Origin of the sequence: Nitratireductor aestuarii (assembly GCF_014641695.1) — a bacterium.
Classification (GTDB): Bacteria; Pseudomonadota; Alphaproteobacteria; order Rhizobiales; family Rhizobiaceae; genus Chelativorans; species Chelativorans aestuarii.
On record NZ_BMIF01000010.1, the window covers coordinates 122,571 to 146,673 of the forward strand.

General features: G+C 61.6%; 26 protein-coding genes. 12 read left to right on the forward strand and 14 right to left on the reverse strand.

The window, feature by feature from the left end; translation table 11 throughout:
• Position 1: 1 nt before the first annotated feature.
• From IEX27_RS15895 to IEX27_RS15915, 5 genes are all read right to left on the reverse strand, one after another.
• The gene (locus tag IEX27_RS15895; protein ID WP_188722066.1) at positions 2-496 is read right to left on the reverse strand and encodes a hypothetical protein; all 495 of its coding nucleotides are present in this window, start codon (positions 494-496) and stop codon (positions 2-4) included.
• Positions 497-645: 149 nt separating this feature from the next.
• The gene (locus tag IEX27_RS15900; RefSeq protein ID WP_188722067.1) at positions 646-1,419 is read right to left on the reverse strand and encodes an enoyl-CoA hydratase/isomerase family protein; all 774 of its coding nucleotides are present in this window, start codon (positions 1,417-1,419) and stop codon (positions 646-648) included.
• Positions 1,420-1,616: 197 nt separating this feature from the next.
• Positions 1,617-2,906, reverse strand: coding sequence for a solute carrier family 23 protein (locus IEX27_RS15905; RefSeq protein WP_188722068.1), 1,290 nt, complete (start codon positions 2,904-2,906; stop codon positions 1,617-1,619).
• Between the two features lie 152 nt (positions 2,907-3,058).
• On the reverse strand, positions 3,059-3,835 hold the full coding sequence (locus IEX27_RS15910) for a ferredoxin--NADP reductase (RefSeq protein WP_188722069.1): 777 nt from the start codon (positions 3,833-3,835) through the stop codon (positions 3,059-3,061).
• A gap of 14 nt (positions 3,836-3,849) precedes the next feature.
• Positions 3,850-4,632: an SDR family NAD(P)-dependent oxidoreductase gene (locus IEX27_RS15915; RefSeq protein ID WP_188722070.1), complete on the reverse strand. Its 783-nt coding sequence runs from the start codon at positions 4,630-4,632 to the stop codon at positions 3,850-3,852.
• 172 nt (positions 4,633-4,804) lie between these two features.
• Here IEX27_RS15915 and IEX27_RS15920 point away from each other — a divergent pair, with 172 nt between their 5' ends.
• Positions 4,805-5,569: a TetR/AcrR family transcriptional regulator gene (locus IEX27_RS15920; protein ID WP_188722071.1), complete on the forward strand. Its 765-nt coding sequence runs from the start codon at positions 4,805-4,807 to the stop codon at positions 5,567-5,569.
• Here the strand turns inward: IEX27_RS15920 and fdxA are convergent.
• Positions 5,530-5,874: a ferredoxin FdxA gene (gene fdxA / locus IEX27_RS15925; protein ID WP_188722072.1), complete on the reverse strand. Its 345-nt coding sequence runs from the start codon at positions 5,872-5,874 to the stop codon at positions 5,530-5,532. The genes IEX27_RS15920 and fdxA overlap by 40 nt on opposite strands.
• A gap of 181 nt (positions 5,875-6,055) precedes the next feature.
• Here fdxA and IEX27_RS15930 point away from each other — a divergent pair, with 181 nt between their 5' ends.
• From IEX27_RS15930 to IEX27_RS15975, 10 genes are read left to right on the forward strand one after another with little or no spacing between them, the layout of a single operon-like run.
• The gene (locus IEX27_RS15930; RefSeq protein WP_188722073.1) at positions 6,056-6,649 is read left to right on the forward strand and encodes a 2-oxoacid:ferredoxin oxidoreductase subunit gamma family protein; all 594 of its coding nucleotides are present in this window, start codon (positions 6,056-6,058) and stop codon (positions 6,647-6,649) included.
• Positions 6,646-6,945 carry a 4Fe-4S dicluster domain-containing protein gene (locus IEX27_RS15935; protein WP_188722074.1) on the forward strand — a complete coding sequence of 100 codons (300 nt, stop codon included), beginning with the start codon at positions 6,646-6,648 and terminating at the stop codon, positions 6,943-6,945. Before IEX27_RS15930 ends, IEX27_RS15935 begins: the two co-directional genes overlap by 4 nt.
• A complete protein-coding gene (locus IEX27_RS15940) occupies positions 6,942-8,057 on the forward strand; it encodes a hypothetical protein (protein ID WP_188722075.1) in 1,116 nt (371 codons plus the stop codon). Before IEX27_RS15935 ends, IEX27_RS15940 begins: the two co-directional genes overlap by 4 nt.
• Positions 8,054-8,857, forward strand: a complete 804-nt coding sequence (locus IEX27_RS15945) for a thiamine pyrophosphate-dependent enzyme (RefSeq protein ID WP_188722076.1) — start codon at positions 8,054-8,056, stop codon at positions 8,855-8,857. The genes IEX27_RS15940 and IEX27_RS15945 overlap by 4 nt, the downstream gene beginning before the upstream one ends.
• Positions 8,858-8,878: 21 nt before the next feature.
• Entirely contained in the window at positions 8,879-10,405 is a 1,527-nt protein-coding gene (locus tag IEX27_RS15950; RefSeq protein WP_188722077.1) for a class I adenylate-forming enzyme family protein, read from the forward strand.
• 29 nt (positions 10,406-10,434) lie between these two features.
• Positions 10,435-11,670, forward strand: a complete 1,236-nt coding sequence (locus IEX27_RS15955; RefSeq protein ID WP_188722078.1) for an ABC transporter substrate-binding protein — start codon at positions 10,435-10,437, stop codon at positions 11,668-11,670.
• A 14-nt stretch (positions 11,671-11,684) separates the two neighbouring features.
• Complete coding sequence (locus tag IEX27_RS15960; RefSeq protein ID WP_244630400.1) at positions 11,685-12,551, forward strand: branched-chain amino acid ABC transporter permease; 867 nt, start codon at positions 11,685-11,687, stop codon at positions 12,549-12,551.
• Positions 12,503-13,519 carry a branched-chain amino acid ABC transporter permease gene (locus IEX27_RS15965; protein ID WP_188722079.1) on the forward strand — a complete coding sequence of 339 codons (1,017 nt, stop codon included), beginning with the start codon at positions 12,503-12,505 and terminating at the stop codon, positions 13,517-13,519. The genes IEX27_RS15960 and IEX27_RS15965 overlap by 49 nt, the downstream gene beginning before the upstream one ends.
• Positions 13,516-14,325, forward strand: a complete 810-nt coding sequence (locus tag IEX27_RS15970; protein WP_188722080.1) for an ABC transporter ATP-binding protein — start codon at positions 13,516-13,518, stop codon at positions 14,323-14,325. The genes IEX27_RS15965 and IEX27_RS15970 overlap by 4 nt, the downstream gene beginning before the upstream one ends.
• Positions 14,322-15,026 (forward strand): ABC transporter ATP-binding protein, encoded by a 705-nt coding sequence (locus tag IEX27_RS15975; RefSeq protein WP_188722081.1) that lies wholly within the window; start codon positions 14,322-14,324, stop codon positions 15,024-15,026. Before IEX27_RS15970 ends, IEX27_RS15975 begins: the two co-directional genes overlap by 4 nt.
• A gap of 41 nt (positions 15,027-15,067) precedes the next feature.
• Here the strand turns inward: IEX27_RS15975 and IEX27_RS15980 are convergent, their stop codons facing one another.
• The 7 genes from IEX27_RS15980 to IEX27_RS16010 all read right to left on the reverse strand — a co-directional run bounded on the left by IEX27_RS15980 (position 15,068) and on the right by IEX27_RS16010 (position 21,323).
• Complete coding sequence (locus IEX27_RS15980) at positions 15,068-15,577, reverse strand: hypothetical protein (RefSeq protein WP_188722082.1); 510 nt, start codon at positions 15,575-15,577, stop codon at positions 15,068-15,070.
• Positions 15,570-16,871, reverse strand: coding sequence for a hypothetical protein (locus IEX27_RS21410; protein WP_244630401.1), 1,302 nt, complete (start codon positions 16,869-16,871; stop codon positions 15,570-15,572). The genes IEX27_RS15980 and IEX27_RS21410 overlap by 8 nt, the downstream gene beginning before the upstream one ends.
• Positions 16,868-17,626 carry an ABC transporter ATP-binding protein gene (locus tag IEX27_RS15990; protein ID WP_188722083.1) on the reverse strand — a complete coding sequence of 253 codons (759 nt, stop codon included), beginning with the start codon at positions 17,624-17,626 and terminating at the stop codon, positions 16,868-16,870. The genes IEX27_RS21410 and IEX27_RS15990 overlap by 4 nt, the downstream gene beginning before the upstream one ends.
• Positions 17,623-18,675 (reverse strand): FecCD family ABC transporter permease, encoded by a 1,053-nt coding sequence (locus IEX27_RS15995; protein ID WP_188722084.1) that lies wholly within the window; start codon positions 18,673-18,675, stop codon positions 17,623-17,625. The genes IEX27_RS15990 and IEX27_RS15995 overlap by 4 nt, the downstream gene beginning before the upstream one ends.
• On the reverse strand, positions 18,675-19,760 hold the full coding sequence (locus tag IEX27_RS16000) for an ABC transporter substrate-binding protein (RefSeq protein WP_188722085.1): 1,086 nt from the start codon (positions 19,758-19,760) through the stop codon (positions 18,675-18,677). The genes IEX27_RS15995 and IEX27_RS16000 overlap by 1 nt, the downstream gene beginning before the upstream one ends.
• Positions 19,761-19,963: 203 nt before the next feature.
• Complete coding sequence (locus IEX27_RS16005) at positions 19,964-20,347, reverse strand: COG4315 family predicted lipoprotein (RefSeq protein WP_188722086.1); 384 nt, start codon at positions 20,345-20,347, stop codon at positions 19,964-19,966.
• Positions 20,348-20,486: 139 nt separating this feature from the next.
• On the reverse strand, positions 20,487-21,323 hold the full coding sequence (locus IEX27_RS16010) for an endonuclease/exonuclease/phosphatase family protein (protein WP_244630402.1): 837 nt from the start codon (positions 21,321-21,323) through the stop codon (positions 20,487-20,489).
• A gap of 154 nt (positions 21,324-21,477) precedes the next feature.
• On the opposite strand from IEX27_RS16010, the gene IEX27_RS16015 reads away from it, so the two are divergent.
• The gene (locus IEX27_RS16015) at positions 21,478-23,031 is read left to right on the forward strand and encodes a phospholipase D family protein (protein WP_188722087.1); all 1,554 of its coding nucleotides are present in this window, start codon (positions 21,478-21,480) and stop codon (positions 23,029-23,031) included.
• Positions 23,032-23,035: 4 nt separating this feature from the next.
• Here the strand turns inward: IEX27_RS16015 and IEX27_RS16020 are convergent, their stop codons facing one another.
• Positions 23,036-24,034: an acyltransferase family protein gene (locus tag IEX27_RS16020; RefSeq protein ID WP_280516496.1), complete on the reverse strand. Its 999-nt coding sequence runs from the start codon at positions 24,032-24,034 to the stop codon at positions 23,036-23,038.
• Between the last annotated feature and the right edge of the window lie 69 nt (positions 24,035-24,103).

Here is a 24,103-nt window from a genome sequence, read left to right on the forward strand (position 1 = left end):
ATCAAACTACTCCCCCGGCACAAACCCATTGAATGAAAGAGCGGCTCATCAGGGCCGTCCGGTGCCTTGCGGGCTGAGCAGAAACATACGCGGCAATCCCTCCTCCGGGATCAGCTGGAACCCCATCAACTCGAACCACCGCCGGACTTTCCCGTCGAAAGAATAGCTGCACGACATGACCGGGATATTCCCAAGCCGCCGTCTGAAGCTCGGCCATGATCCGCTTCCCGAACCGTACCGTATCCGGCCGGAAAAACGCGGGCGTCGATGGCATGGACGTATACGCGATGCCGTCGTCGATCTCATAGCCCAGCAGAGCAAGTAGCTCGTCGCCTCTCAGCAGCGAAAGGGCCATGCCGGACTTGACGCAATCTTCCAGCTTCCGTTGTGCCTCTTCTATTGAAATGCTTGCCTCGGCGAGTTCGGAGCGGAAGGATTCCGAAAGATTGCTGAAGACGAGATGAACTTCGTGTAACTTGGCTAGTCTAGCATACATGATACGGCACTTCTAAGTATTGGCCGTTGCAATGACTCATACGCAGGGCTTCTTCTTGAGCCGCGCGTAAGCAACTGATAACAATTCGGCGATCCGGGAGCCAGCAACCTTGTAACTCCCGACAAGAGACCTCCCGCATTTACGCCCCCTCACTCCCCCCTGAACACCGGAGCCCGCTTCTCCTTGAACGCGGCAACGGCTTCGCGGTGGTCGGCGGAGTGGTACATGCGGGCCTGATCGTCGAATTCGCGCGTCAGATACCATTCTAGCCCGTCCGGGGCGTCGACCAGCGAGGCCTTGGCGGCGGCTACGGCGAGCGGCGCGACTGCGCAGAAGCTCTCGGCCTTCGCGATTGCCGCTTCCAGTACGTTGTCGGAAAGCTCGTCGGTCAAACCCATTGCCAGCACCTCGTCAGCATTCAGGATGCCCGCTGAGAGGAACAGCTGCATCGCCTTCGCCGTCGGGACGCGGCGGGAGGCGGCCCAGAGGAACGCCGTGTCCGGCACGAGCCCCAGCTTGCCGAAGGTCGCGCCGTGCTTTGCCTGCGGTGCGGTCAGGATGTAGTCGCACAGAAGCGAGATCGACCAGCCCGCGCCGAACGCATGGCCGTTGACGGCGGCGACCGTAGGCTTCGGGAAGCGGGCAAGTTCGCGCGCGATGTCGTGCAGCAGCTTCATGCGCTCGGACGAGAGTTTCGGGTCGATGCCCATGGCGGAAATGTCGCCGCCCGCGCAGAAGGCCGCACCCGCGCCCGTCAGCACCACGGCGCGGCTTTCGCCGGACTTCGCTTCATCACGCAGCGCCTGCAGGAACACTTCGCGCAGCGCCGGAGACAGCGCGTTGCGCCGGTCCGGATCGTTGAACGTCAGCACGGCGATGCCGCTTTCGGTGACCGTACGGGTGATGAGGTTTCCTGCAGTCATGTTCGTTCTCACTTCATTGGGCAAGTCAGCCAGCTCTACACCCTCATGCTGAGCTTGTCGAAGCACGAGGGTCCAGGTTCAGCTGCATTTCTCACCGCCTCGTGGTTCGCCCTTCGACAAGCTCAGGATGCTTACCATGACGGGATCGAAATGGGCTCGCCCGGATAACCGGACGCCGCCCGTTTCCTACTCTGGTTTTACGCCGACTTTGGCGCCGGGCGTCCGATGCCCAGGATCTGGTAGAGCACCAGGGCCGCGAAGGTGGACGTCGCGATGCCGCCAAGGGCGAAGTTGCCGATGTTGATCGTGAAGTCGCCTGCGCCGAAGATCAGCGCCACGCCAACCGTGAAGAGGTTGCGCGGGTCGGAGAAGTCGACATTGTTGACGACCCAGATGCGCGCCATGGCCGAGGCGATGAGGCCGAAGACGGCAAGCGACAGGCCGGCCAGAACGGATGGCGGAATGGTCTGCAGCAGCGCGCCGAACTTTGGCGAAAGGCCGAGCAGGATCGCGATGACGGCGGCGATGACGAAGACGAGCGTGGAATAGACCTTGGTCATGGCCATCACGCCGATGTTCTCGGCATAGGTGGTCACGCCCGTGCCGCCGCCGGAGCCAGCAAGCATGGTGGCAAGGCCGTCGCCGATGAAGCCGCGGCCGATGTAACGGTCAAAACTCTGGCCGGTGATTGCGCCCAGCGCCTTGATGTGTCCGAGGTTCTCGGCCACCAGAACGATGGCGATCGGGGCGATCATGGTGATCGCGGGCCAGCTGAACTCGGGCTTCACGAACTTGGGCAGGCCGAACCATGGGGCTGCCGCAACGGTCGCGAAGTCGATGCCCGGCACGAGGCCCATGCCGTTGCCCAGGAGCAGAACGAGGCCGTAGCCGATCAGGATCGCCAGCAGCACCGCAACGCGGCGCGAGGCGCGCGGACCATAGGCAGAGATCAGACCCATGAACAGAACGGTCGCGAGCGCAATGCTGACATGCGAGGCGGAGCCCTTGAGGCCATTGACGGCAACAGGGGCAAGGTTGAGGCCGATGGCGACGCCGATCGCACCCGTTACGGCGGGCGGCATCAGGCGTTCCACCCAGGCCGTGCCGATCATCATCACGACCACGCCGATCAGCGCGTAGACAGCACCGGCTGCAATGATGCCGCCGAGCGCCAGGCCGATGTTCGGGTTCGGCCCGCTGCCGGCATAGGCGGTGACAGCCATCACAGCCGCGATGAACGCAAAGGACGAGCCCAGATAGCTCGGTACGCGTCCGGCCGTGATCACGAAGAACAGGAGTGTTGCGATGCCGGAAAAGAACACCGCGACGTTCGGGTCGAAGCCCATGATCAGCGGCGCCACGATGGTGGAACCGGACATGGCCAGCAGGTGCTGGACGCCCATCGGCACGGCCGCCCGCATGGGCAGGCGCTCGTCAGGCAGGACCATCTCGTTGTCGGTCAGACGCCAGTTCGGGAAGTATCCCATTTGTAGCCCCTCAAGTTAAAAATCCCGAGGTACTAGCGACAAATTTCCATTCCTGACTAGTGGTGTCCCACCATCAATCGTTGCAAAATCGTTATGTTCAGGTCAGGGACCGGCAATTTTCCCCATCTTTTATGAAGACGGGGAATGGGGCCTCAGAGCCCCTCGCCCACAAAGGCCTTTTCGACCACGAATTCGCGCGGCTCGGAATTGGCCCCCTCGCGCAGCCCGAGACTCTCCAGAAGCCTCTTCACGTCGATGTTGAAGGCGTAGGAGCCGCAGACCATCGCCCGGTCCGACGCCGGGTCGATCGGCGCGATGCCGAGATCGGCATAAACCTTGCCCGAGCTGATGTTGTCGGTGATGCGGCCCATGTACTTCGATTCTTCGCGTGTCGTGGTCGGGTAGTAATGCACGCGGCCCTGGGCGATCTCGTTCAGCGGTTCCTCATTGAGGCTTTCGATGATCTCCGCGCCATAGGCAAGCTCGGATGTCTTGCGGCAGGTGTGCATCACGATCACTTCCTCGAAGCGCTCGTAAGTCTCAAGGTCGCGCAGGATCGAGGCGAAGGGCGCAAAACCCGTTCCGGTGGCCAGCAGCCACAGCCGCTTGCCGGGCAGCAGCGCGTCGTGCACCAGCGTGCCGACGGGCTTGGGGCGCAGGATAATCTCGTCGCCCGCCTTGATATGCTGCAGGCGGGAGGTGAGCGGGCCGTTCGCAACCTTGATCGAGTAGAATTCCAGCTCGTCTGCCCAGCTCGGTGCCGCGATCGAATAGGCACGCAGGAGCGGCTTGCCGTTCTCGTCCGGCAATCCGATCATCACGAACTCGCCGGAACGGAAACGCAGGGTCGTCGGACGGGTCACGCGGAACGAGAACAGGTTCTCGTCCCAGTGGATTACTTCCGTCACTTTCTGAGCATCAGCAGCCATCTGAAAAGTCCATCTCAGGATTGTATGAAGTGCGCGAGCGTCTGCCCGCCGTCGACCAGCAGCGTGTGGCCGGTGATCCACCGGGCGGCGTCTGATCCCAGGAACAGCATCGCCGGGATGATATCCTCAGGCGCTCCAAGACGGCCGGCGGGCTGGTTTGCCGTTACGCTGGCGAAGCGGGCCGGGTTGACTGTCTGTTCGCGATCCCAGAAGCCCCCTTCGGTCATGGTCGAGCCCGGCGCGATCGCGTTGACGCGCACGCCAGTCTTCGCGAGGTCAGCCGCCGCACAGCGTAGCGCATATTCCAGCGCCTTCTTGGCAGCGCCATAGGCGGCATTGTTTGGCCAGTGTTCCCACGCGAGGCGGGAAGAGCAGAAGATTGCAGCTCCGCGCGTTTCAATGAGAGCATCGCGGCAGGCATCCAGAAGCATCATCGGCGCCAGCACGTCGAGCTGGAAGCAGCCCTCATAATCCGCCTGCGTGCTCTTCGACGAACCGTTGGTGATCGTCACAACGAGCAGGTCGACGCCGCCGAGCGCCGCCTGGGCTTCCCTCGCCCATTCGCGGCAGGCGTCGGGAGACGAGAAATCCGCAGCGCGGTAAAAATGCCCCTCGCCCGCAAGGTTCTTCGCCACATCCGCAAGCACATTTGCCGTCCGTGCACCCAGCGCCACCCGCGCACCAGCGGCAGCAAAAGCCTCCGCTGCAGCCTTGCCAAGCCCGCGGCTGCCACCAGCCAGAAGCACACGCTTGCCAGCGAAGGAAAAGTTCCAGGACGGCGCTGAACCTTGTGTCATCACACTTTCTCCAATCGACTTAGGTGATAAGGGACAATTATTTCATGTTGCAAGTGAAATTTTTCTGACAAATGATGTTCTTTCCATTTCGGGTGCATTAGACTATGGCGAGACAGCCTGCAAATGGCCTGGATCAAACTATCAGTAATTTTCAGGCAGTTCGTGAGGACGGATGGCAAAGAAAGCGAAAAGCACCAGCGCAGCAGCAAGTTCTGTGGAGCCCCTGGAGACGCGCGTCAACCGCACCTCGCCGCTTGCATCCAACCGCAAGATCAGCCGCAAGACCGAAGGCGTGCAGAGCGCGATCCTGGCCGCCGCTGGCAGCATCTTTGCGGAAAAGGGCTATAATCTCACCAAGCTGTCCGACATTTCCGACAAGATCGGCACGCATGTCACGGCGCTACGCTACCACTTCCCGTCCAAGGATGCGATTGCCGAGGCGATCGTGAACCGGACGACCCAGGCCTTCATGGATCACCTGCGTAAAACGCTTGCAGAACTAGGGTCCGATGCCACCAGCCGCGAGAAGATCGCCGCCGCAATCCGCTCCTACATGCATGTGGCGTCCGAGAAGCGCGTCGACATCATCGCTCACGGCAACATCGTCAACCAGCTGCCGCAGGAGGCTCGCATGGGCCACTTTGCGCTGCTGCGCGAGTTTCTCGATATCTGGCGCGATCTGATTGGCGAAGCAGCACAACGTGGCGAACTGGCACCGGGCATCAGCGCTTCGGTCGCCACGCAGGTGGTGCTGGGGAGCGTCATCTGGACGCGCGAATGGTACCGGCCGGAGCTTGGCGCGCCCGAGCGAATTGCCGCTGAGATGACGAAGGTTCTGCTCGGTGGGCTCATTAGCGAGCCCGCGCAAGCAAAGGAGACCAACCCGTCTGGCAAGGCTCAGGCGGCAGACTCCTTGGCCGGCGCCTCCGAGAAATAGGCCTCGAACTTACCCTCGACGCCGACGAAACTCTGCGCGTCTTCCGGCGGCGCTATCGCCTCGCTGATGTTGGGCCAAAGGCCTGAAAATTTCCTGTTCAACTCCAGCCAGTTTTCCATGCCCGGTTCGGTGTCGGCGCGGATCGCATCGGCGGGACATTCGGGCTCGCAGACGCCGCAGTCGATGCACTCGTCCGGGTGGATAACGAGCATGTTCTCGCCTTCATAGAAGCAGTCAACAGGGCAGACGGACACGCAATCGGTGAACTTGCAGCGGATGCAGGCATCCGTCACGACATAGGTCATTTCAGGCTCCGTAACATTCGCCGCAGCGCTATCGCGCAGGGCGCTTCAATCATTTCCATAAAGTCCAGCACAGGATTTTTTCCTCTTCAACTAGAAATTTCATATCAACAATGAAAAAATCAGTTGAAGGGTGTCTCGAAGCGGGTTAGGTTTTCAAAAAAACAGTTGGGAGGAAGAGAGTTTGGAGCTCAAACTGTTTGTGTCCGGCATTGGAGGACAGGGCGTGCAGCTGATCGGCAAGACGATCGCGCTTGCGGCCCTGACGGAAGGCCGTCACGTGATGCTCGCAGGTGAATATGGTGGCCACATGCGCGGCGGCAGCTCTGTCGTGGCGGTGGTGATCGGCCTTGAACCCGTGCGTGCCCTGCCCAACCTTCCCGAAGCCGAGATGGCGATCGCACTTTCCCACTCCTACTGGGAGAAGGTCAGCACGCGCCTGAAGTCCGGCAGTTTGATCCTTGCCGAAGAGACCATTGCAGCGGAACTGCCCAATGATGGAGGCCACCGCATCGTCTCCGTGCCCGCCATCTCTCTCGGTGTTCAGGCAGGCAACCGCCTCGCCGCCTCCATGGCGATGATGGGCGCATTCTCCGAACTTACCGGCGCGGTTTCCCCTGAGGCGCTGGCCGAAGCGATGATCGAACAGCTTCCGCCCTATCGCCGCCAGCATGCACCAACCAACCAGACGGCTATCCAGCTTGGCGTGAACTGCGCCCGCGAACACTATGGCTCGCGCGTGCATCCGGCTCCCTATCTGGCGGAGCTTGCCGCATGAGCGAGGTGAATACGCATACGTCCAACCCGGCAGCACGCCGCAAGGTGACGCGCGGCACCGTCGTGATCGCCGCCGACCGCTGCAAGGGTTGCGAGCTCTGTATCCCTGCCTGCCCGCCGCAGGTGCTTTCCATGTCCGCAGGCGTCAATGCGCACGGCTACCCCTATCCGGAGCTGGCGCCCGGCTGCACGGGCTGCACGGCCTGCCTGCTGGTCTGCCCTGACTTCGTTTTCCAGATCTACCGTTACGACGAACCCATCGTCGATGAGCTGTCCGCCGGGGAGGCCCAGCAATGAGCAAGATGCGTCTTCTGGACGGCTCCGAAGCGATCGCTGAAGCCGCCATCATGGCGGGCATGAAGTTCTATGCCGGCTATCCGATCGCACCTGCGACCGAACTTCTTGAATATTTCGCCGCGAAGCTGCCAACAGCGGGCGGTGTCTGCATCAATGCCGATACCGAGATCGAGGCCGTGAACATGGCTCTGGGTGCCGCTCAGGTGGGTGCCCGCGCTGCCACCGGCTCCTGCGGTCAGGGTCTGGCGCTCAAGCAGGAAGCGATTGCCGAGGCAGCGCTCAACGAGACGCCGCTCGTTGTCTTCAACATGGCGCGCAACCAGCAGGACTATTTTCAGGCGACACGCGGCGGTGGCTGGGGCGACTACCACACCGTGACACTCGCGCCGAAAGACCTGCATGAGGCGGTGGAGCACACCCACCTCGCCTTCCATATTGCCGACAAGTATCGCGTGCCGGTCATCTTCATGGGCGACAATCTCATCGCCCGGACCCAGATGGGTACATCGCTTCCGGTTCCGGAGCTTGATCCCCTGCCGCCCAAGGACTGGGCGCTCGATGGAAAGATGGGCGGTACCGGTAAATCCCGCTGGATCTGGACCTTCGGCGGTGGCAAGGCCGGCAATCCGGGCCTCGGACCGGACGGCTACTGGCGCCAGATCGCGGAAAAGTTCGAGCATATTGCCCGCCAGGAGATGCGCCACGAGCAGGGCTTCTGCGAGGATGCAGAGACAGTCGTCGTCGCCTTCGGCAGCGGCGGCAAGTACGTCGAGTATGTCGTGCGCGAGCTGCGTGAGGAAGGTTACAAGGTCGGCTACTTCCGGCCGATCACGCTCTGGCCCTTCCCCGGCCCGGCGCTGGAAGCTGCGACGCGCAACGCCAGGAACATCTTCGTCTTCGAGCTCAATGCCGGTCAGATGATCCAGGACGTGATGCTCTCGGTCGAAGGACGGCATCGCATCAAGTCCATCGGCGGCGTAAGCTTCGATGACTCTGGTCTCAACATCGGCCCCATGATGGATGCCCGTATCATCCGCGAGCGCATTCTGGCCCAGCTCAATGGCGAGCCGATCAGACAGCTGCCAATCTCTGGCATGGGAGCTTACCTATGAATGTGATCGACACATCCCGGCCACCAGAACGTGCGGCAGCCAAGGTAGCGGATTTCAAGCCGTCGCTGCTGCTGTCAGAGAACCATCATCTGTGCCCCGGCTGCGGTGAGCCGGTTGCGATCCGCCTCATCCTCGAGGTGATCCAGGAGCTCAACCTGACGCAGAACAATGTCTGCATCCTGGGCCACGGCTGCTACGGCTCCTTCATCATGCAGATGGACGTGGACTCCACGCTGTGTCTGCACGGTCGCGGTCCGGCCGTGGCAACGGGCATGAAGCGCATGCGCCCCGACGTGGCGATCTGGACCCTGCAGGGTGACGGCGACATGGCCTCCGAAGGACTTGCTGAAATCATGCACACGGCCGCGCGTGGCGAGAACATCACCTGCTTCATGCTGAACAACGGCGTGTTCGGAGACACGGGCGGCCAGATGACGGCAGCCTCCGTAGTCGGGCAACGTACCAAGAACACGATCGAAGGCCGCGATGCCGCCTATCACGGCAACCCGATCAAGGTGGCAGAGATTCTCGCGAACATGGACGGCACCGCCTATGTGGCGCGCGGTTCGGTCCATAACGCGGCATCGATCAACGCCACCCGCAAGCTCATCCGCAAGGCGTTTTTGCGCCCGATGCACGGCCATGGCCTGGCGCTGATGGAGATCCTGACCATGTGCCCGACCGGATGGTTCGTGCCACCGGGACAGGGTGCCGAATACATGATGGAGTCTCTTGGCAAGGTCTATGGCCTTGGCGAGCTGAAAGACGTCGCAAGCGAAACCGAAACCGTCAACCCGTAAGAACCAAGAGACAATCTGGCCATGGTCCAGACCATCCATTCGATCCTTTCGGTTGCAGCCCATACGGTGCCGAACGCGACGGCGGCGACGCTGCGCGACGAGCGGCAGACCTTTGCCGAAGTTCACGCGCACACCGGACGTTATATCAACTTGCTCGCAAGTCTCGGCGTCAGCAAGGGCGACCGGGTGATGCTGCAGGCCGATTTCGAGCTGGAGCACATCGCCCTCTATTTCGCCACGCAGTACCTCGGCGCGATTTTTGCGCCCGTCAATCCAGCCTTCCGGGTGGCGGAAGTGCGCGACATCGCCGACTATCTCCAACCCACGCTCGTGGTTCAGGACGCTTCCCACGCCAAAAACGGACCCGTCGTGCGCGACGGCACGATCCACGCGATCATCGGCCCAAGCGGTAGCTCCACCTCGCTCAATCTGCCCTCGGCAGCGGAAGGCCAGCCGGCAATTCCCGCCCTGCCCTCGCCAGTCATGCCGGAAGACACGCATGCGATCTTCCTCACCTCCGGCTCCACCGGAAGGCCGAAGGGCGTTGAAATTACCCATCAGGCAAGCTGGCTGCGCTCGATGATCGGCGCATCGCGCTTCGTCAATTGCGGCGGTCGCGGCGAGCTTCTCACCTTCCCGATGTTCCATTGGGCGGGCTGGAACTACCTGATGGAGAACTGGGCCTACAAGCGCGCCGCCCACTTCATACCGAACGCCAGCGGCGACGAGATCGCCCACGCGATCAACAAGCATGATCCGGCCTTCATCTATGCCATTCCGGCGATCTGGGAGCGGGTGCTCGCCAGCAAGGTCCCGTTCGACGGCTCGCGCCTGCGCCACATCGGTTCCGGCACCTCGAAGTTCGACATCGAACTGATGGATCGGCTGAAAGCCCGCTTCCCCAACGCCTATCGCGGCATCTTCTATGGCTCGACCGAGTTTGGCGGCGCCTGTTCGCTGATCGACGAGGAGATCGCGCGACGTCCCGGCAGCGTTGGTTTGCCCGGCTCTGGCATCGAGTCGCGGGTGGTGGACGGCGAGCTGCAGCTGCGCGGCCCCACCGTAATGAAGGGCTACTACAACCTGCCGGAACAGACCGCCGAGGTGCTGCAGGACGGTTGGTACCGCACCGGCGACCTCGTGGAGGTGGATGGGGACGGGTTCATCACCATCGTTGGCCGGGCGCGCGAAGTTATCCGCTCGGGCGGCGAGACCATTGCGCCGGCGGAGGTGGAGCTGGCGCTCCGGGATTTCCCGGGCCTGCGCGGCGTTGCCGTAGTCGGTTTGGACGATCCCGTCTGGGGTGAAATCGTCTGTGCTGTCACCGAACTTGAAGCTGGATGCGAGTGCCCGCCCGTCGAGCGGCTGCGCAGCCATCTGGAAGGCCGCATCGCGTCCTTCAAGCATCCCCGCCGGGTGTTTGCCCTGCCCGAACTGCCGCGCACGGCGGCTACCGGGCAGATCATGCGCTCGCGCATCAAGCAGATCGTCATTGAATACTCGGCCATGAGTGCCGCTGGGGAGAGCGGTGGCCGAATAAGCGGGTAGCCATTTTTTACTCTGGGAGGAGGACCAACATGCTGAATAGACGTCATATCCTGCTTGGCAGCGCGGCCACGGTCGGCGCGCTTTCCGTGCCTGCGGTGCTGCGGGCGCAATCCGGGCCGATCCGCATCGGCCTCATCACGACGCTGAGCGGACCCGGCCAGGTCTACGGCCAGTACATCAAGGACGGAGCCGAGCTTTCCGTCGCCCGCATCAACAGCGAAGGCGGCGTCAACGGCCAGCAGATCGAACTCGTCGTACGCGACGACAAGAACTCGCCGGACAGCGCACTTGCCGCCTATCGCGAGCTGACCGGCAGCGGCATCAAGTTAATCGCACAGGGCACCTTCACGGCCAACGTGCTGGCAACGCTGCCTCTGCTGAAGGACGATGGCGTTACGTCGCTGGTTGTCGGCTCGTCAGCACTCTCCGTCACCCACGAGAACTTCACGCCGAATATGTTCCGCCTCGGCTATTCGGCCCCGATGTGCTTCGGCGGCTACGGCCACCTGATGGCCGAGAGGTTCCCGGAGATCAACAAGTGGGCGCTGGTGCGCAGCGATGTACAGGCGCTGGCCGACATCACGAACTACTTCGCCTCGGGCCTGGTGAAGAAAGCAGAAGCCGACGGACGAAAGCTGGAGCTGCAGGAGCCGATCCTGGTGCCATACAATGGCGCTGACTTCCGCAACCAGATCTCGCAAGTGTCGAACTCCGGTGCTGACGGCCTGTTCAACTGCCTGCAGGGCGCGGATGCGATCAGCTACTACAAGCAGGCACGCAGCTTCCAGCTAGACAAGCGTTTCAAGCTGCTTTGCGACAGCGCGAACGAGCTGACCGTCGCCAAGGCGCTCGGCAAGAACATGCTGGAATCCACCTGGAGCTGGACCGCCTGGTATCCGCAGGCCATGAAGGACAATCCGTCCTCCGACGCCCTGCACAAGGCCTATACGGAACTGCGCAACGATCCGTACCCGAACTGGTACGTCGGCGTTTCGCACGACTGCATCGCCACGATCGCGGAAGGCATCAAGGCCACCCAGTCCATCGAGGCGGCTGACCTGATCCCGGCAATCGAGAACCTCTCGTTCCAGGGCGCGACCGGCAACGTGACCTTCCGCAAGGAAGATCATGCCTTTGCGGGTGACCTCACCTACATCCGCTTCGGCCGCTCCGACACGACGGAAACCGGCTGGGAGGTCTTCGAGACGGTTCATATGGCCGGCGCGGAATTTCTTGAGCCTGCGACACCGGGTCAGAAGCTTTAGGATCTTGGCATAACATGCTGTTTACGCTGATCAACAGCCTGACGCTTGGCATGGCGGTGTTCCTCGTCGCCGCCGGGCTGACGCTGATCTTCGGGATCATGCGCATCCTCAATTTTGCGCATGGTGCCTTCTTCATGCTCGGCGCCTATCTCACCAGCACCATGGTTCAGGACATGCCGGGTTCGGTCTGGATCCTGATCGGCACGGCGCTGGTGGCAGGCGTGATAGTCGGGCTGTTTGGTCTGGCCGTGCAGCACTTCGTGCTGAGCAAGCTCGATGGGATTGATGAGCATTTCATGCTCATCGCCACCTACGCGGTCATGCTGATGACCGTGGGCGGCATCAAATCGGTTTGGGGGCTGGAATTCCACTCGGTGGACCCGCCCCCCGGCCTCGACTTGGGCGTTGATATCTTCGGCACATTCGTGCCGAGTTTCTCGCTCTTCATCATCTGCGCCGGTGGCGTTGTCTTCCTGATCCTTGACTACGTGATCCATCGTTCGTGGGCAGGCAAGCTCGCCGTCGCCATTGCCCGTGACAACTGGACAACGAACCTGATGGGCGTGAACGGACCGCTCGGCACAAAGATCGTCGTCGCAGCATCCTTCGCGCTGGCGGGCCTTGCAGGCGGGCTTCTGCTGCCGAACCAAACGCTGTCGCCGGCACTGGGTGACACGTTCCTGCTCATGGCCTTCATCACCATCGTCATCGGCGGACTCGGCAACATTCGCGGCGCCTTCGTCGCGGCCCTGATCATCGCGGTGATCGATGGCCTGAACACCTATTTCCTGCCCAGCTTCCCGGGCGTCATCATCTATGTGGGGATGGTTGCATGTCTTCTTCTGTGGCCGAACGGCATTCTGGGAGAGAGCAGGCTCTGACCCTCTCCCAGATCAACAGGGTACTGTTCGTGGCTGCAGCCGTCATCATTGCAGCCATGCCGTACCTCACCAACTCCGGCCTGCTCTATCTCGTCGGCACGACGCTCATTCTCGCCGTCTATTCGGTCGGCTGGAATTTTCTGTTCAGCTGGGCGGGGCTCGCCTCGTTCGGTTCGGGCGGCTTGTTCTGCATCGGTGCATATGTCTCCGCCGTCGCACTTCGCGCGGGCTGGGAGCAGTATTTTCTGCTGGTCATCGTCGTCGCCACGCTTGCCGGGGCGGCAGTCGCCTTCCTTGTGGGCTTTGTCGCACTGCGGCGTACCTCGGGCATCTTCCTGGCCATCCTGACCCTGTCGCTGGCTGAGCTGCTGCGCCACACGCTGATGCACACGCGGTGGCTTGGCTCCGAGGACGGGCTTCCCAACATCACGCGGCCGACGGTCTCCTTCATCTTCTTCGAGTTAAACCTGAAGAGTGGACCGGCATATTATTGGTTTATCTGCGCTTTCGCCGTCGTGATGCTCGGCATCTGCTGGTGGCTCTCGCACGGTCCGCTTGGTCGTCGCCTGCAGGCGGTGCGCTATGATATCGAACGGGCGTCGTTCGTCGGCATCGACGTTCATCGCAATCGCCTCCTCGCCTTCGTCATCTCCGGCGCGGTGGCGGCCTGCGCCGGAGCCGTATATGCGCCTTGGGCGCAGATCGTGACGCCGGAGCTGTCCGGCATGATCCGCTCGACCCAGCCGATCCTCTTCACACTGCTGGGTGGCCTGCATTCCTTCTGGGGTCCGGTTGTCGGCGCCTTCGCCTTTATGGGCATTGACTACGCGACCCGCACGCTGATCGGCATACAGGAAATCATCACGGGCGGCATTCTGCTTGGCGTCATCCTTGTGTTCCGCGGCGGCATCGTCGGCAGCTGGAACGCCCTTCTTGCCCGCATCTTTCCAGGCCGGGGGGAACAATGAGCATTCTGGAACTTTCCGGCATCGAGAAAAGCTACGGCCCGATCAAGGTGTTGCACGGCATAAATGCCACGGTTGAAGAAGGCGAAGTCTTCGCCATCATCGGCCCCAATGGCGCGGGCAAGACCACGCTTTTCAAGGTGATGACCGGTGAAAGCTACGCAAACGCCGGGACCGTGCGTTTCGATGGCCGCGATGTGACGTTTGAGCCGCCGCACCTGCGTACCCGCGCGGGCGTGGGCCGCACGTTTCAGGTGGCCCGCGTATTCAATCCGCTGACTGCAATCGGCAACGTGATCGTAGCGATCGAGGCGCGCAAGAAGGCGCAGAACAGGGACGACAATCCCTGGTGGGCGGTGAAGCCATCCGCTTCCACGCGTGAGGAAGCGCTGCACCTGCTGGAAGGCGTTTCGCTTGCAGGCAAGGCGAACTTCGCGGCGACTGACCTTTCGCACGGCGACCGGAAGCGGCTGGAACTTGCCATCACGCTCGCGGGACGTCCGCGCATCCTGATGATGGATGAGCCGACCGCCGGCATGTCGCCCGGCGACCGCGAACAGGTGAGCCTGCTCATCGAGCGGATCATGAAGCCGGAGGCTGAAGGCGGGCTTTCTGCCGATGGCCGCAAGCTCACGGTCGTGATGACCGAACATGACATGTCCGTGATCTTCGGCCTCGCCTCACGCATCCTTGTCATGAACCAGGGCGAGCTGATCGCGCTCGGCACCGTTGACGAAATCCGCAACAATCCGCAGGTGCGCGAAGTCTATCTCGGCACCGAGGACCAGACTTTGGAGATTGTCGCATGATTTCCGCGCACAGCATCAACGCCTACTATGGGCCTAGCCACATCCTTTACGACCTCTCCTTCAGCATGGGCGAGAAGGAGCGTGTGGCGATCGTCGGCCGCAATGGCGCGGGCAAGTCCACGCTGCTCAAGTCGCTGATGAATGCGGGGCCGAGCGTCCGGGGCGACATCGCTTTCGACGGCAAACCGATCAATCGCCTGCCGTCCTACGAGCGCGCACGGCTAGGGCTGCAGCTAGTGCCCGAAGACCGGCGCATCTACCATCATCTGACAGTGCGCGAAAACATCAAGATCGCCGAGCACGCCCGCCCGAAGGGCCACGTGAAGTCTGACCCGGATGCGATCATCGAACAGTTCCCGATGCTTCGCACGCTGAAACAACGGCTGGGTTACCAACTTTCCGGCGGTCAGCAGCAGGTGCTGGCTATCGCCCGTGCGCTGGCTGCGAGCCCGCGCATCATGCTGCTCGATGAGCCGACGGAAGGCGTTGCACCGGCAATCGTTGAAGAGATGGTAACCACGCTTCGCACCCTGTGCGACCAGACCGGTATGGGCCTCCTGCTCTGCGAACAGAACCTTTGGTTCGCCCGCCAGCTCACCGACCGCGTCGTCGTGATGGATACCGGGCGTATCGTTTTTGACGGAAGCTGGGCGGAGTTCATCGCCAATCCTGAGATCAAGGAAAAGCACCTGGCGATCTAAAGCAAAGAAAAAGGGCGGCTCGCGCCGCCCTTCTCGAGTTCTCAGCCAGCCGTAAGCTCGTAGATATCGCTTGCCGGAAGCGGAAGCAGGCGGTTTGCCATCTCCGACTTCAGGTACTCGTGGCGCTCGATTTCCTCGGGCGTCTTGTCCGGCTTGGCACCCAGCGTGACAAACTCTTCCAGCACGTAACCGGGGCGGATCTTCACCTCAGCCGTCTTACCGCAATAGGTGAAGCGCCAGACGTAAGGCCCTGGACAATCAGTGATAACGTCCTTCCCGCCGATGCTGCGATCAACCGTCAGACGGTTATCGATGACACAGCGCGTGACCATCTCCATGCAGTCGCGTCCACCCGGACCCGGAAATGCGGTCACGATGCTGATCTCGCGACGCTCGAGCGGCTGGTCCGAAAGAGCAGCAAAGCCCGCCTGCATTGCCTTCAGCGCATGGACGACACCGCCTGGAAAGCCGCGACCATGATAGTCGTTGATGTCATTGAATGAGAAGGTCAGTTCCTTGCCGTTCTCAAGAACGGTGATGGTGTCATGCATTAAGGTAGTCTCTTACATTGGGAACGAACTGGTTGAGGAAGCGCGAAGTCGCGGGCATGAAATGCGAGCCGTGGTGGAACATCGGGTCGAGTGAGGAGATGATCATGCGGCCCGGCGTAGACACAGTGTCCTCGTAGAGGATGGGCCGGCCTTCGCCGTCGCGCGCCAGCACCGTCACACCCTCCGGAACGTCGAACCAGCCATGTAAATGCCAGGTGACTTCCTTGTGGCCGATATCGCGCAGCAGCGGGTGATCCGCATTGTCGACGCGCACGCCAAGGTCGGCGTTGGGGTCGAGCCACCACCACCAGTTCGTCGGCGTTTCGGTGAGCTTGATTGACGGCAGCCACAAGTCCTGACGGCTTTCGCCCAGCGCAATGATGGTGCCACCTGCGTTGAGGTGAGCGAGCAGCACGTCCTTCTGCGCAATCATGCGCTGAGCCGGCGTGCGGCAGGGGACCCAGAGAACGTCGTCGGGCGTCAGCATGGAGCCGAGGTCTTCCGGCGCGCAAATCACGTCAAAGGCGCCTTCGAAGATCGGTCCTTCCAGGCTGCGGATGTTGTAATAGGTACCAGAGGAAGGAGCGACGATCCTGCGGCCGTCCCTCTTCAGTGCGCGGTGGCCACGGAAGTTTTCCGGTTCAGCAAGCCGCCATTCGTAATCCGGAACGGTAGGGTTCTCTGGCCATGGGTCGAAGCAGAGCTCGCCATTCGCCCAGGCGATGATGCGGCGGGTGAGTTCCGGCGCAAGGTTCCACTCCAGTCCCATCGACCCCAGATCGTTGCCGGAATGCGAGAAGAAGCGCCCTCCTCGCGGCCGCGCCCAGACCCAGTCGACTGGCACCTGTGCCTCGCCAAGACCGTTGATCGCGACAGCGCCTTCCGGCAGCGGATTGCAGCCACGGCCATAGAAACCGGCAACGCCCTTGTTCGCCTCAAGCATCTTCAGCTCGATCCCCTCATAGAGAGGATGCGAGTTGACGGCGGTAAGGTCGAAGTCCGGACGGCGCGGCTTGTCGATCGGCCGGTACTGCTTCAGGCCGTCGAGCAGCGGGCGAACCACGTGGCCGTTGAAAAACCAGCGTCCGCCCTGGTCGAGAAACGCCTCGAGCGCAGGCTTCAGATTCAGCAATGCGTCCTGATCGAGCTGCTGCCCCGTAATCAGCCCCCGATGCGCGAGCAGGATTTCCGGCGTCAGATCCTGTTGCTCGATGATGACGACCTCGCCACGCTCGGCGGCGGCCTCCATCCTCGGCGAAGCCTCATAGGCCGACTTCAGGTAGATTGTTGTCATGCTGCCTCTATCCCCGCAAATGCCGGCAGGATCGCCCGCCGGATTTCCCCCACTGGTCCCTGAACATCCACCCAGCGCATCGGCACGCCATAGAGCGTGGAGAGCTTGCCCGGCTCGATCATCTCGTGCACGGGCCCGCTCACTTCACCGCCGTCCGGCATCATCAGCAGCACGTCGTCAGCCGCTGCCAGCGCATGGTTCGGATCGTGGGTGGTGAAAATAATCGCAAATTCACGGCGCAGCCTGAGCGAGTCGAGCAGCTGCAGCGTGCGCGACTGGTTGCCGAGGTCGAGCGCCGAGGTCGGCTCATCAAACACAAGCGCCGGCGAACCCGTGGCAAGCGCGCGCGCGATCAGCACCATCTGGCGCTGGCCGCCCGACATTCTGTCATAGCGCATGTCGGCCAGATGGCAGGCGCCGACCTGCACAAGCGCACCCTCGGCTGCTTCTCGGTCCTTCGCCGTCGGCTGGCCGAAGAGCCCGAGCTGCACGGCCCTGCCCATCACCACGATATCGAGCCCGGTGAGCTTCGCCTGCGACGCGCCATGCTGCGGTACGTATCCGGCAACCTTGGGCGCAAAGCGACGTCCCGACGCGAGCGACTGGAAGCCGAGCAGCGCGCGCAGCAGCGTGGTCTTGCCGCGCCCGTTCGGACCCAGGATAGCCATGGATCGCCCCTTGGGAACGCGGAAGGAAATGTTCCTGAATATCGTGCGCGATCCGAAGGTTACGGACGCATTTTCAAGTCCGATCATGCGCGGTTCGCCTCCTTGAAGTAGCGCCGCAGGAGCACGCCGAAGACGGGAGCACCGATGATGGCCGTCAACACGCCGAGCGGAATTTCGGCTGAGGTCAGGGTGCGCGCGAGCGTGTCCACGAAAGTGAGATAGGCCGCGCCCAGAAGTGCGGAGGCCGGGATCAGCGCGCGATGGTCCTCACCAACGAGGATGCGGGCGGCGTGCGGAACCACAAGGCCGATCCACCCGATGATGCCTGCAACGGCGACGGACGTACCCGTCATCAGCGAGATCGCGATGAACACGTACCAGCGCTCCTTGTCCGGATTGACACCGAGCGAGCGGGCTTCACTGTCTTCCAGCGCCAGAAGGTTAAGGCGGTAGCGCAGTGCGAAGACGATCAGAAGGCCGACGGTGATGCCCGGAACTGCAAGCCAGAGGCGCGCCCAGGTGGCAGTCGAGAACGAGCCCATCAGCCAGAACACGATTGCCGGAAGAGAGGTATTGGGGTCGGCGACGAACTGGACGATCGAAACGAACGCGCCGAAGAGTGCACCGATGACGGTGCCAGACAGAATAACGGTCAGGATTTCCGTGCGTCCGTTGATCCGCGCCAGTGCCCCCACCAACACGAGCGCAAGCAGGCCAAAGGAGAATGAAAGGCCAAGCAGCACATAGCCGTGAAAGCCCACAAGCAACGAGAGGGCGCCGCCGAAGGCAGCACCCTGGCTGATGCCCAGCACCTGCGGCGACACCAGCGGATTGCGGAATACACCCTGGAGCGCTGCGCCACCAACGGCCAGACCAGCGCCCGCAAGGGCCGCCAGAAGTACGCGCGGCAGACGCACCAGCAACACGATGCGCTCGTCCATTTCCGCAGGCGCGACGGATGGCGAGGCCACCCAGTTCATGATGATTTCGAGAATGCGCGGCACACTGACCGAGAAGCGCCCCGCCGAGATTGCCAGAAGCATGGAGGCAATCAGCGCGATGATCATCGCGCCGAAAATGCCGATCTTCAGGCCTGGTATCCGGCGCACCGCCGGTGCAGCAGCCACGTTGCTCATTACTTCGCCTTGAACTGCGCGTAGTTCGTCGCGTCGCCCTGCATCTCGACCCACAGAATGCCGTCGATATCTTCGTCGGTCAGCTCATAGTTGTAGATCGTCTTGTAGGCCTTCTTCATCTCGGCCCGCAGGTCGTAGTTGAAGAGTTCTGGGTGCAGGAGGTTAGCCAGCCACATCCAGGTGAGCGGGCTTTCCTGGCTTGGCGGATCCCAGCGGTATCCGCCGAGCGGAAGCTTGTAGACCTGCTTGTTCTGCGCAGCCTTGGTGAAGGACAGGATCTGGTCGTCGTAGATGCGCTCGAGTTTCAGGTTCGGCTCGAAGCTGTTGAGCAGGATGACATCCGGATCCCAGCTGGCGATCTGCTCCGGGTTGATCGTGGTGCCGTTGCCCTCGACGTCCGCCGAGGCGTTGATGCCGCCCACCATGTCGATGTACCAGGCAGTAAAGTTGCCCTTGCTGCCGGAAGCCGTCAGCTTGTCCATGGCGCGGCCGAGATAGAGAACCTTCGGACGCTTGTCAGCGGGAATGTCCCTGGTCTTGGCGAAGATCTCGGCCGAGACAGCGTCGCGCCACTCGTTGATGAGCTTGGCGCGCTCGGGCTTGCCGATCGCATCGGCCGCCATCTGGTGATAGGCTTGCGTCTTCTCCTCAGTGCCGTAGGAGATGAGGATGACGTTTAGCCCCGCATTGGTGAGAGGATCGACGAGATCCGCGCCATAGTCCGCCCACTGGACGACGAGATCGGGGTTGGTTGCAGCCAGTTCCTCGATGTTCGGGATGAAGTTCGGCGCGGTGACTTCGGAAGAAATGCCCTTGGATTCAGGGAAGATCTTGCCCAGAACGCCTTCCTGAATCGCCGTCTTCGACATAGGGTTCATGCCGACGAGCTTGGAGGTGCCGCCATCGATCGCGATCACCGTCGATGCCATCGGCATCGGGATTGTCACAACCCGTTCAGCAGGCTTTTCCAGCTTGACGGTGCGGCCGCCCTGATCGTTGATGGTGATCGGATCTGCGAAGGCCACTCCTGCAACACAGGTCATGGCGAGGGCGAATGAGCCCTGGGAAAATCTGGAGAGTGGCATCGAGCGAAATCCTTCCTCCGCTGCTCATGTTATATGCGCTCTCCATTCCAAAGTGTATCATTCGTGTCAAGTTTCTTTGAAGCGAGTTTTCCTTTTACAGGGGAAAACGACACAAAATTTCCGCGGAATGAACTTAGCTGGCAAATAAAATGGCTGCGGCTCCCGCAAGAACCGCAGCCAGCATTGGTCGTACGTCGAGCCTGCTATTCGACGGCGGTGTGCCAGACGTCGTTGACGCCATCGCCGGTCATGTCGCCCGGTTTCGTGTCTTTCACCCAGAGATAAAGCGGCTTGCCCTTGTAGGCCCATTGGGCGGTGCCATCCGTGCGCTCAACCACGGTATAATCGCCGTCGGGCTGCGCGCCCGCGTCGGCCTTCACTGGCGGCCAGTTGGTCGCGCAGGTGTCATAGCAGTTCGACTTGCCGGCTTCGTCCTTGTCAAAGGTGTAGAGCGTCATGCCGTTGGCGTCGGTCAAGACATTTCCCTTGTCGGTCGCGGAAACCTTGATGGCTCCTCCGGCGTGGTCCTGCGCGTAGGCAAACGGGATTGCGGCTGCCATGATTGCCGCTGCGATCATCATACGCATCCTGGGTACTCCTCCTATGGGAACAGATGCACCCGCCCGCATCCCCAACGCGACAATAGTCCCCTTTGATCCGACAGCCGGTTAAACATTTGCGTGAGGAGAAGTTGAGAACCGGCTGCACTTCCCTGCAGCGGCCGGCCTACGCCGCTTCGGAGTTCTTCGTACCCATGCGGACACGCGCCTTGATCGGCAGATGGTCGGAGGCAACGCGGGCGAGCGGTGTGTCGTGCACTTCAAGTCTGGAGACGAGGCCGACAGGGCTCGCCAGGATCCGGTCGAGCGACCAGACAGGGAAGCGCGCGGGGAAGCTTGCGAGATCCGCGTGCAGCGGACCGAATTTGGGCGCCAGCGCCTGCAGCGACGAACGCCCGCCAAGCCGCCATTCGTTGAGATCGCCCATGACAAGCGCAGGCCTGCCGTCCTTCGGTTCGGCGGCCGTCAGGATCGTTTCCACCTGCTTCTGTCTCGAGCGGCGCAGGAGCCCCAGATGCGCGGCGATGATGCGAATGGGCCCGAACTCAAGCGAAAGGTCCACCACCAGCGCGCCGCGCGGCTCTGCGCCCGGCAGGTCGAACTGGTTGAGCTCTTCCACAACAGCCCCGCGTGCGAGCACGATGTTGCCGTGCCAGCCGTGGCTGTCGCGCATGCCGACGACGCCAACCGGTGAAAGTCCCGTGTTCTCCTTGATCCATTCGAGGTTCAGGAGCCCCATCCGTGAGCCGAAGCGCTGGTCCACCTCCTGGAGCGCGACGATATCAGCCCCAAGCTCGGCGATCACTTCAGCCGTGCGCGAAGGGTCAAACCGCCGGTCCAGCCCGACGCACTTGTGCACATTGTAGGAAGCGACCAGCAGTTCCCCAGGCTCGTCATGATGCCGCTCGTCCATATAGGACCGACGCTCCTGACGAAGCGTGGAGCGGACGAGCGGGCCGATCCTGGTTCTTGGCTTTAGCTTGAGCTTGGCCTTCTTCTGCAATCTCAGCGCCTCTTCGACTGTGCTTCACCCAAATTAAGCATAATTCGTGTGTGACTGTAGAACTATGTAGTGAATTTCGCGTTCCATGCCACACATAACAACAAGGCACTCCCGCCACAGGCGCGGTGTGCACAGGATGGATGGCCGCAACAGAATGAACGTCATGATCATCGTCTTTGTCGTCATGGCTCTGCTGGTGATCGCAGGTTTCCTGATCCTTTATTCCTATGGGCGTTTTGCCGCCCGGGCCCGGGGGCCAAACTCCAATGCCCTGCCCGTTGAGGAAGACCACACCATCCTCGACCGCGCCATCGGCACGCTCACTTCCTTTCATGAGGGCGAGTCGGGGCTCGCACTTCTTTCGCAGAACATGCAGGCCCTTGCCTACCGGGCGCTGGCCGCACGCAGCGCAGGCCGCAGCCTCGACCTGATGTATTATTACTGGAACGACGACCTGACAGGGAAATTGCTGTTCCATGAAGTGCTTGCGGCGGCAGACCGGGGCGTACGGGTGCGTATCCTGCTGGATGACATGAATACGCTCGGGCGCGACCCGATCTATCGCGCCATCGACCAGCATTCCAACATCGAGCTGCGGCTGTTCAACCCGGCTCGCTCCCGTGGCGACGTATTGAGGCGTGGAATTGAATTGCTGTTGCGCGCCTTCAGCGCCACCCGCCGCATGCACAACAAGGCTTGGATTGCCGATGGAAGGCTGGCGATCGTCGGTGGACGCAATATTGGCGACGAATATTTCGATGCATCCCAGGAAGCGAACTTCCGTGACATGGACCTGCTGATGGTCGGCCCGGCCGTGCAGCAAACGGAACAGATCTTTGATACGTACTGGAACAGCGCGGCAGCGCTGCCCGTGCGCCGGCTCCTGAAGCGCACGCGCCGCCTCGCCCGGGTTCGCAAGCGCCTGGCAAAATTCCTCGCGCGCAAGGCCAACTCGCCCTACCTGCAGAAGCTCCGGGAAATCCACGATCCATCGGCTATGCTGGCGGGTGGCCCGGAATTCCACTGGTGCACCGATGTCGAAGTTGTCGCCGATCCACCCGGTAAAGTCGTGGGTCGCGGAAATGCCGAGTGGTTACAGCAGGAAATCTTCCCGATGATGATGGCGGCAGAAGCGAGCCTGCACATCATTTCCCCCTACTTCATTCCCGGTCATGAGGGAGTGGACCAGCTCGCAAGCCTCGCAAAGTCGGGCGTGGATGTGAAAGTGTCGACCAATTCACTCGCTGCAACCGATGTTGTGGCCGTGCACGGCTGCTATTCGCGCTACCGCATGAAGCTTCTGTCGGAGGGCGTGAAACTCTACGAATTGCGCCCGCAGATCCGGTGGGGCGATCACCCTTCTCTCTTCGGCTCCAGTAACGCAAGCCTGCACACAAAAGCCTATGTGGTTGATGGGCTCTGCGGCTTCATCGGTTCGTTCAACTTCGATCCCCGTTCGATGTCGCTCAATACAGAGATGGGCGTGCTCTTCCGCCACGCGCCGCTGGCGCGAGAGGTGGATCAGGTCTTCGCGCGTCAGATAACTTCAAGCGAAAGCTACCGTGTCACCCTCGAGGGCAATGCGATTGTCTGGCACGATGGTGAGGGAAGCTCTGTGCGCACCTGGCGGCAGGAGCCGGAGGCAAAATGGCTGCGGCGGCTCTCGGCGCTGGTCATCGGGTGGCTGCCGATTGAATCGCAGCTCTGACTTTTCAGATCTCCTGCGTCGCCGGGCGCATCGTTTCTCCGGGCAGACCAAACATCTCTGCCAGACGCAGACGCACCAGAGCGGCGTGCACGATCACCGGTATTGCGACACCGGTGACCGTGCCGGCAAACAGCAGGATCCCCAGGTGGGTTACGCCTAAAACGTGAAGAAGCGCATAGCGCGCAAGGCCAAGCGCCAGGATGTGCATGACGTAAACTGCCATGGAGATTTGCCCGAGAGCCGCGATAGGCTGTGCGAGCGCTGATTGCTTTCGGCAGACAACGCTCCACAGCATAAGAGACGCAGCGATCCCCGTAACGGCGGCTGGGAGCGAAAAGTGTTCCGGCAGCTGCAGCCAATAAGACATAGATACCGCGACGGCAAACAATCCAGCCGTCGCAACGGCAGTTACTGGTTGTGCGCGATCAAGCCACCGGATGAAGCCCCGTTCCTGGGCAAGAACGCCGAGGGAGAGATAGAACGTCCCATAAGCGATATCCTGCAGGATGAAAGGCATGGTCTCGTCGGTTGTCAGAAAGGCGGCGAATGCCAGCACACACAGGAGTTCCGGCCGGTGCCGGCGAAGCACGTAGGCCGCGAATGTCGCGAAAAACAGCGCGTAAAGAAACCAGAAAGGGCTGATCGGAGCCCAAAGAATTGCAGCAAGATCTGCGAAGGAAAACGCCGTGTTTGTCGCTTCCGTTCGCGACAGAACGGCCTGGACACTGCCTTGCAGCACTGACCATAAAAAATATGGATAGACGATCGTGAGTATCCTGCTTCGCCAGAACAGCACTGCTCCGCGTCTCATCGAGTTGTGGATGAATAGGCCCGAGACAAAGAAGAAGAGCGGCATGTGGAAGCTGTAAACCACATAGTCCGTCACGCGCAGCCATGAGTCTTCCGGGACCAGGCCGCCGGCGGTGAGGCCGCGCAGACAGTGGCCATAGACGACCAAGATGATCGCCATTCCTTTTGCTGCGTCAACTGGCTTTGAACGCATCCCGCATCAGCCGCTTTGGATTTGGTGGCCCCCGCCCCGAACGCGGGCCATTGTGCCGGGATCGTTTCC

What these genes read in the sequence shown, in the direction of transcription:
- IEX27_RS15895 (WP_188722066.1), bottom strand. Translation starts at nt 496, where the DNA reads ATGTATGCTAGACTAGCCAAGTTACACGAAGTTCATCTCGTCTTCAGC.
- IEX27_RS15900 (WP_188722067.1), bottom strand. Translation starts at nt 1,419, where the DNA reads ATGACTGCAGGAAACCTCATCACCCGTACGGTCACCGAAAGCGGCATC.
- IEX27_RS15905 (WP_188722068.1), bottom strand. Translation starts at nt 2,906, where the DNA reads ATGGGATACTTCCCGAACTGGCGTCTGACCGACAACGAGATGGTCCTG.
- IEX27_RS15910 (WP_188722069.1), bottom strand. Translation starts at nt 3,835, where the DNA reads ATGGCTGCTGATGCTCAGAAAGTGACGGAAGTAATCCACTGGGACGAG.
- IEX27_RS15915 (WP_188722070.1), bottom strand. Translation starts at nt 4,632, where the DNA reads ATGACACAAGGTTCAGCGCCGTCCTGGAACTTTTCCTTCGCTGGCAAG.
- IEX27_RS15920 (WP_188722071.1), top strand. Translation starts at nt 4,805, where the DNA reads ATGGCAAAGAAAGCGAAAAGCACCAGCGCAGCAGCAAGTTCTGTGGAG.
- fdxA (WP_188722072.1), bottom strand. Translation starts at nt 5,874, where the DNA reads ATGACCTATGTCGTGACGGATGCCTGCATCCGCTGCAAGTTCACCGAT.
- IEX27_RS15935 (WP_188722074.1), top strand. Translation starts at nt 6,646, where the DNA reads ATGAGCGAGGTGAATACGCATACGTCCAACCCGGCAGCACGCCGCAAG.
- IEX27_RS15940 (WP_188722075.1), top strand. Translation starts at nt 6,942, where the DNA reads ATGAGCAAGATGCGTCTTCTGGACGGCTCCGAAGCGATCGCTGAAGCC.
- IEX27_RS15945 (WP_188722076.1), top strand. Translation starts at nt 8,054, where the DNA reads ATGAATGTGATCGACACATCCCGGCCACCAGAACGTGCGGCAGCCAAG.
- IEX27_RS15950 (WP_188722077.1), top strand. Translation starts at nt 8,879, where the DNA reads ATGGTCCAGACCATCCATTCGATCCTTTCGGTTGCAGCCCATACGGTG.
- IEX27_RS15955 (WP_188722078.1), top strand. Translation starts at nt 10,435, where the DNA reads ATGCTGAATAGACGTCATATCCTGCTTGGCAGCGCGGCCACGGTCGGC.
- IEX27_RS15960 (WP_244630400.1), top strand. Translation starts at nt 11,685, where the DNA reads ATGCTGTTTACGCTGATCAACAGCCTGACGCTTGGCATGGCGGTGTTC.
- IEX27_RS15965 (WP_188722079.1), top strand. Translation starts at nt 12,503, where the DNA reads ATGTCTTCTTCTGTGGCCGAACGGCATTCTGGGAGAGAGCAGGCTCTG.
- IEX27_RS15970 (WP_188722080.1), top strand. Translation starts at nt 13,516, where the DNA reads ATGAGCATTCTGGAACTTTCCGGCATCGAGAAAAGCTACGGCCCGATC.
- IEX27_RS15975 (WP_188722081.1), top strand. Translation starts at nt 14,322, where the DNA reads ATGATTTCCGCGCACAGCATCAACGCCTACTATGGGCCTAGCCACATC.
- IEX27_RS15980 (WP_188722082.1), bottom strand. Translation starts at nt 15,577, where the DNA reads ATGCATGACACCATCACCGTTCTTGAGAACGGCAAGGAACTGACCTTC.
- IEX27_RS21410 (WP_244630401.1), bottom strand. Translation starts at nt 16,871, where the DNA reads ATGACAACAATCTACCTGAAGTCGGCCTATGAGGCTTCGCCGAGGATG.
- IEX27_RS15990 (WP_188722083.1), bottom strand. Translation starts at nt 17,626, where the DNA reads ATGATCGGACTTGAAAATGCGTCCGTAACCTTCGGATCGCGCACGATA.
- IEX27_RS15995 (WP_188722084.1), bottom strand. Translation starts at nt 18,675, where the DNA reads ATGAGCAACGTGGCTGCTGCACCGGCGGTGCGCCGGATACCAGGCCTG.
- IEX27_RS16000 (WP_188722085.1), bottom strand. Translation starts at nt 19,760, where the DNA reads ATGCCACTCTCCAGATTTTCCCAGGGCTCATTCGCCCTCGCCATGACC.
- IEX27_RS16005 (WP_188722086.1), bottom strand. Translation starts at nt 20,347, where the DNA reads ATGCGTATGATGATCGCAGCGGCAATCATGGCAGCCGCAATCCCGTTT.
- IEX27_RS16015 (WP_188722087.1), top strand. Translation starts at nt 21,478, where the DNA reads ATGAACGTCATGATCATCGTCTTTGTCGTCATGGCTCTGCTGGTGATC.
- IEX27_RS16020 (WP_280516496.1), bottom strand. Translation starts at nt 24,034, where the DNA reads ATGCGTTCAAAGCCAGTTGACGCAGCAAAAGGAATGGCGATCATCTTG.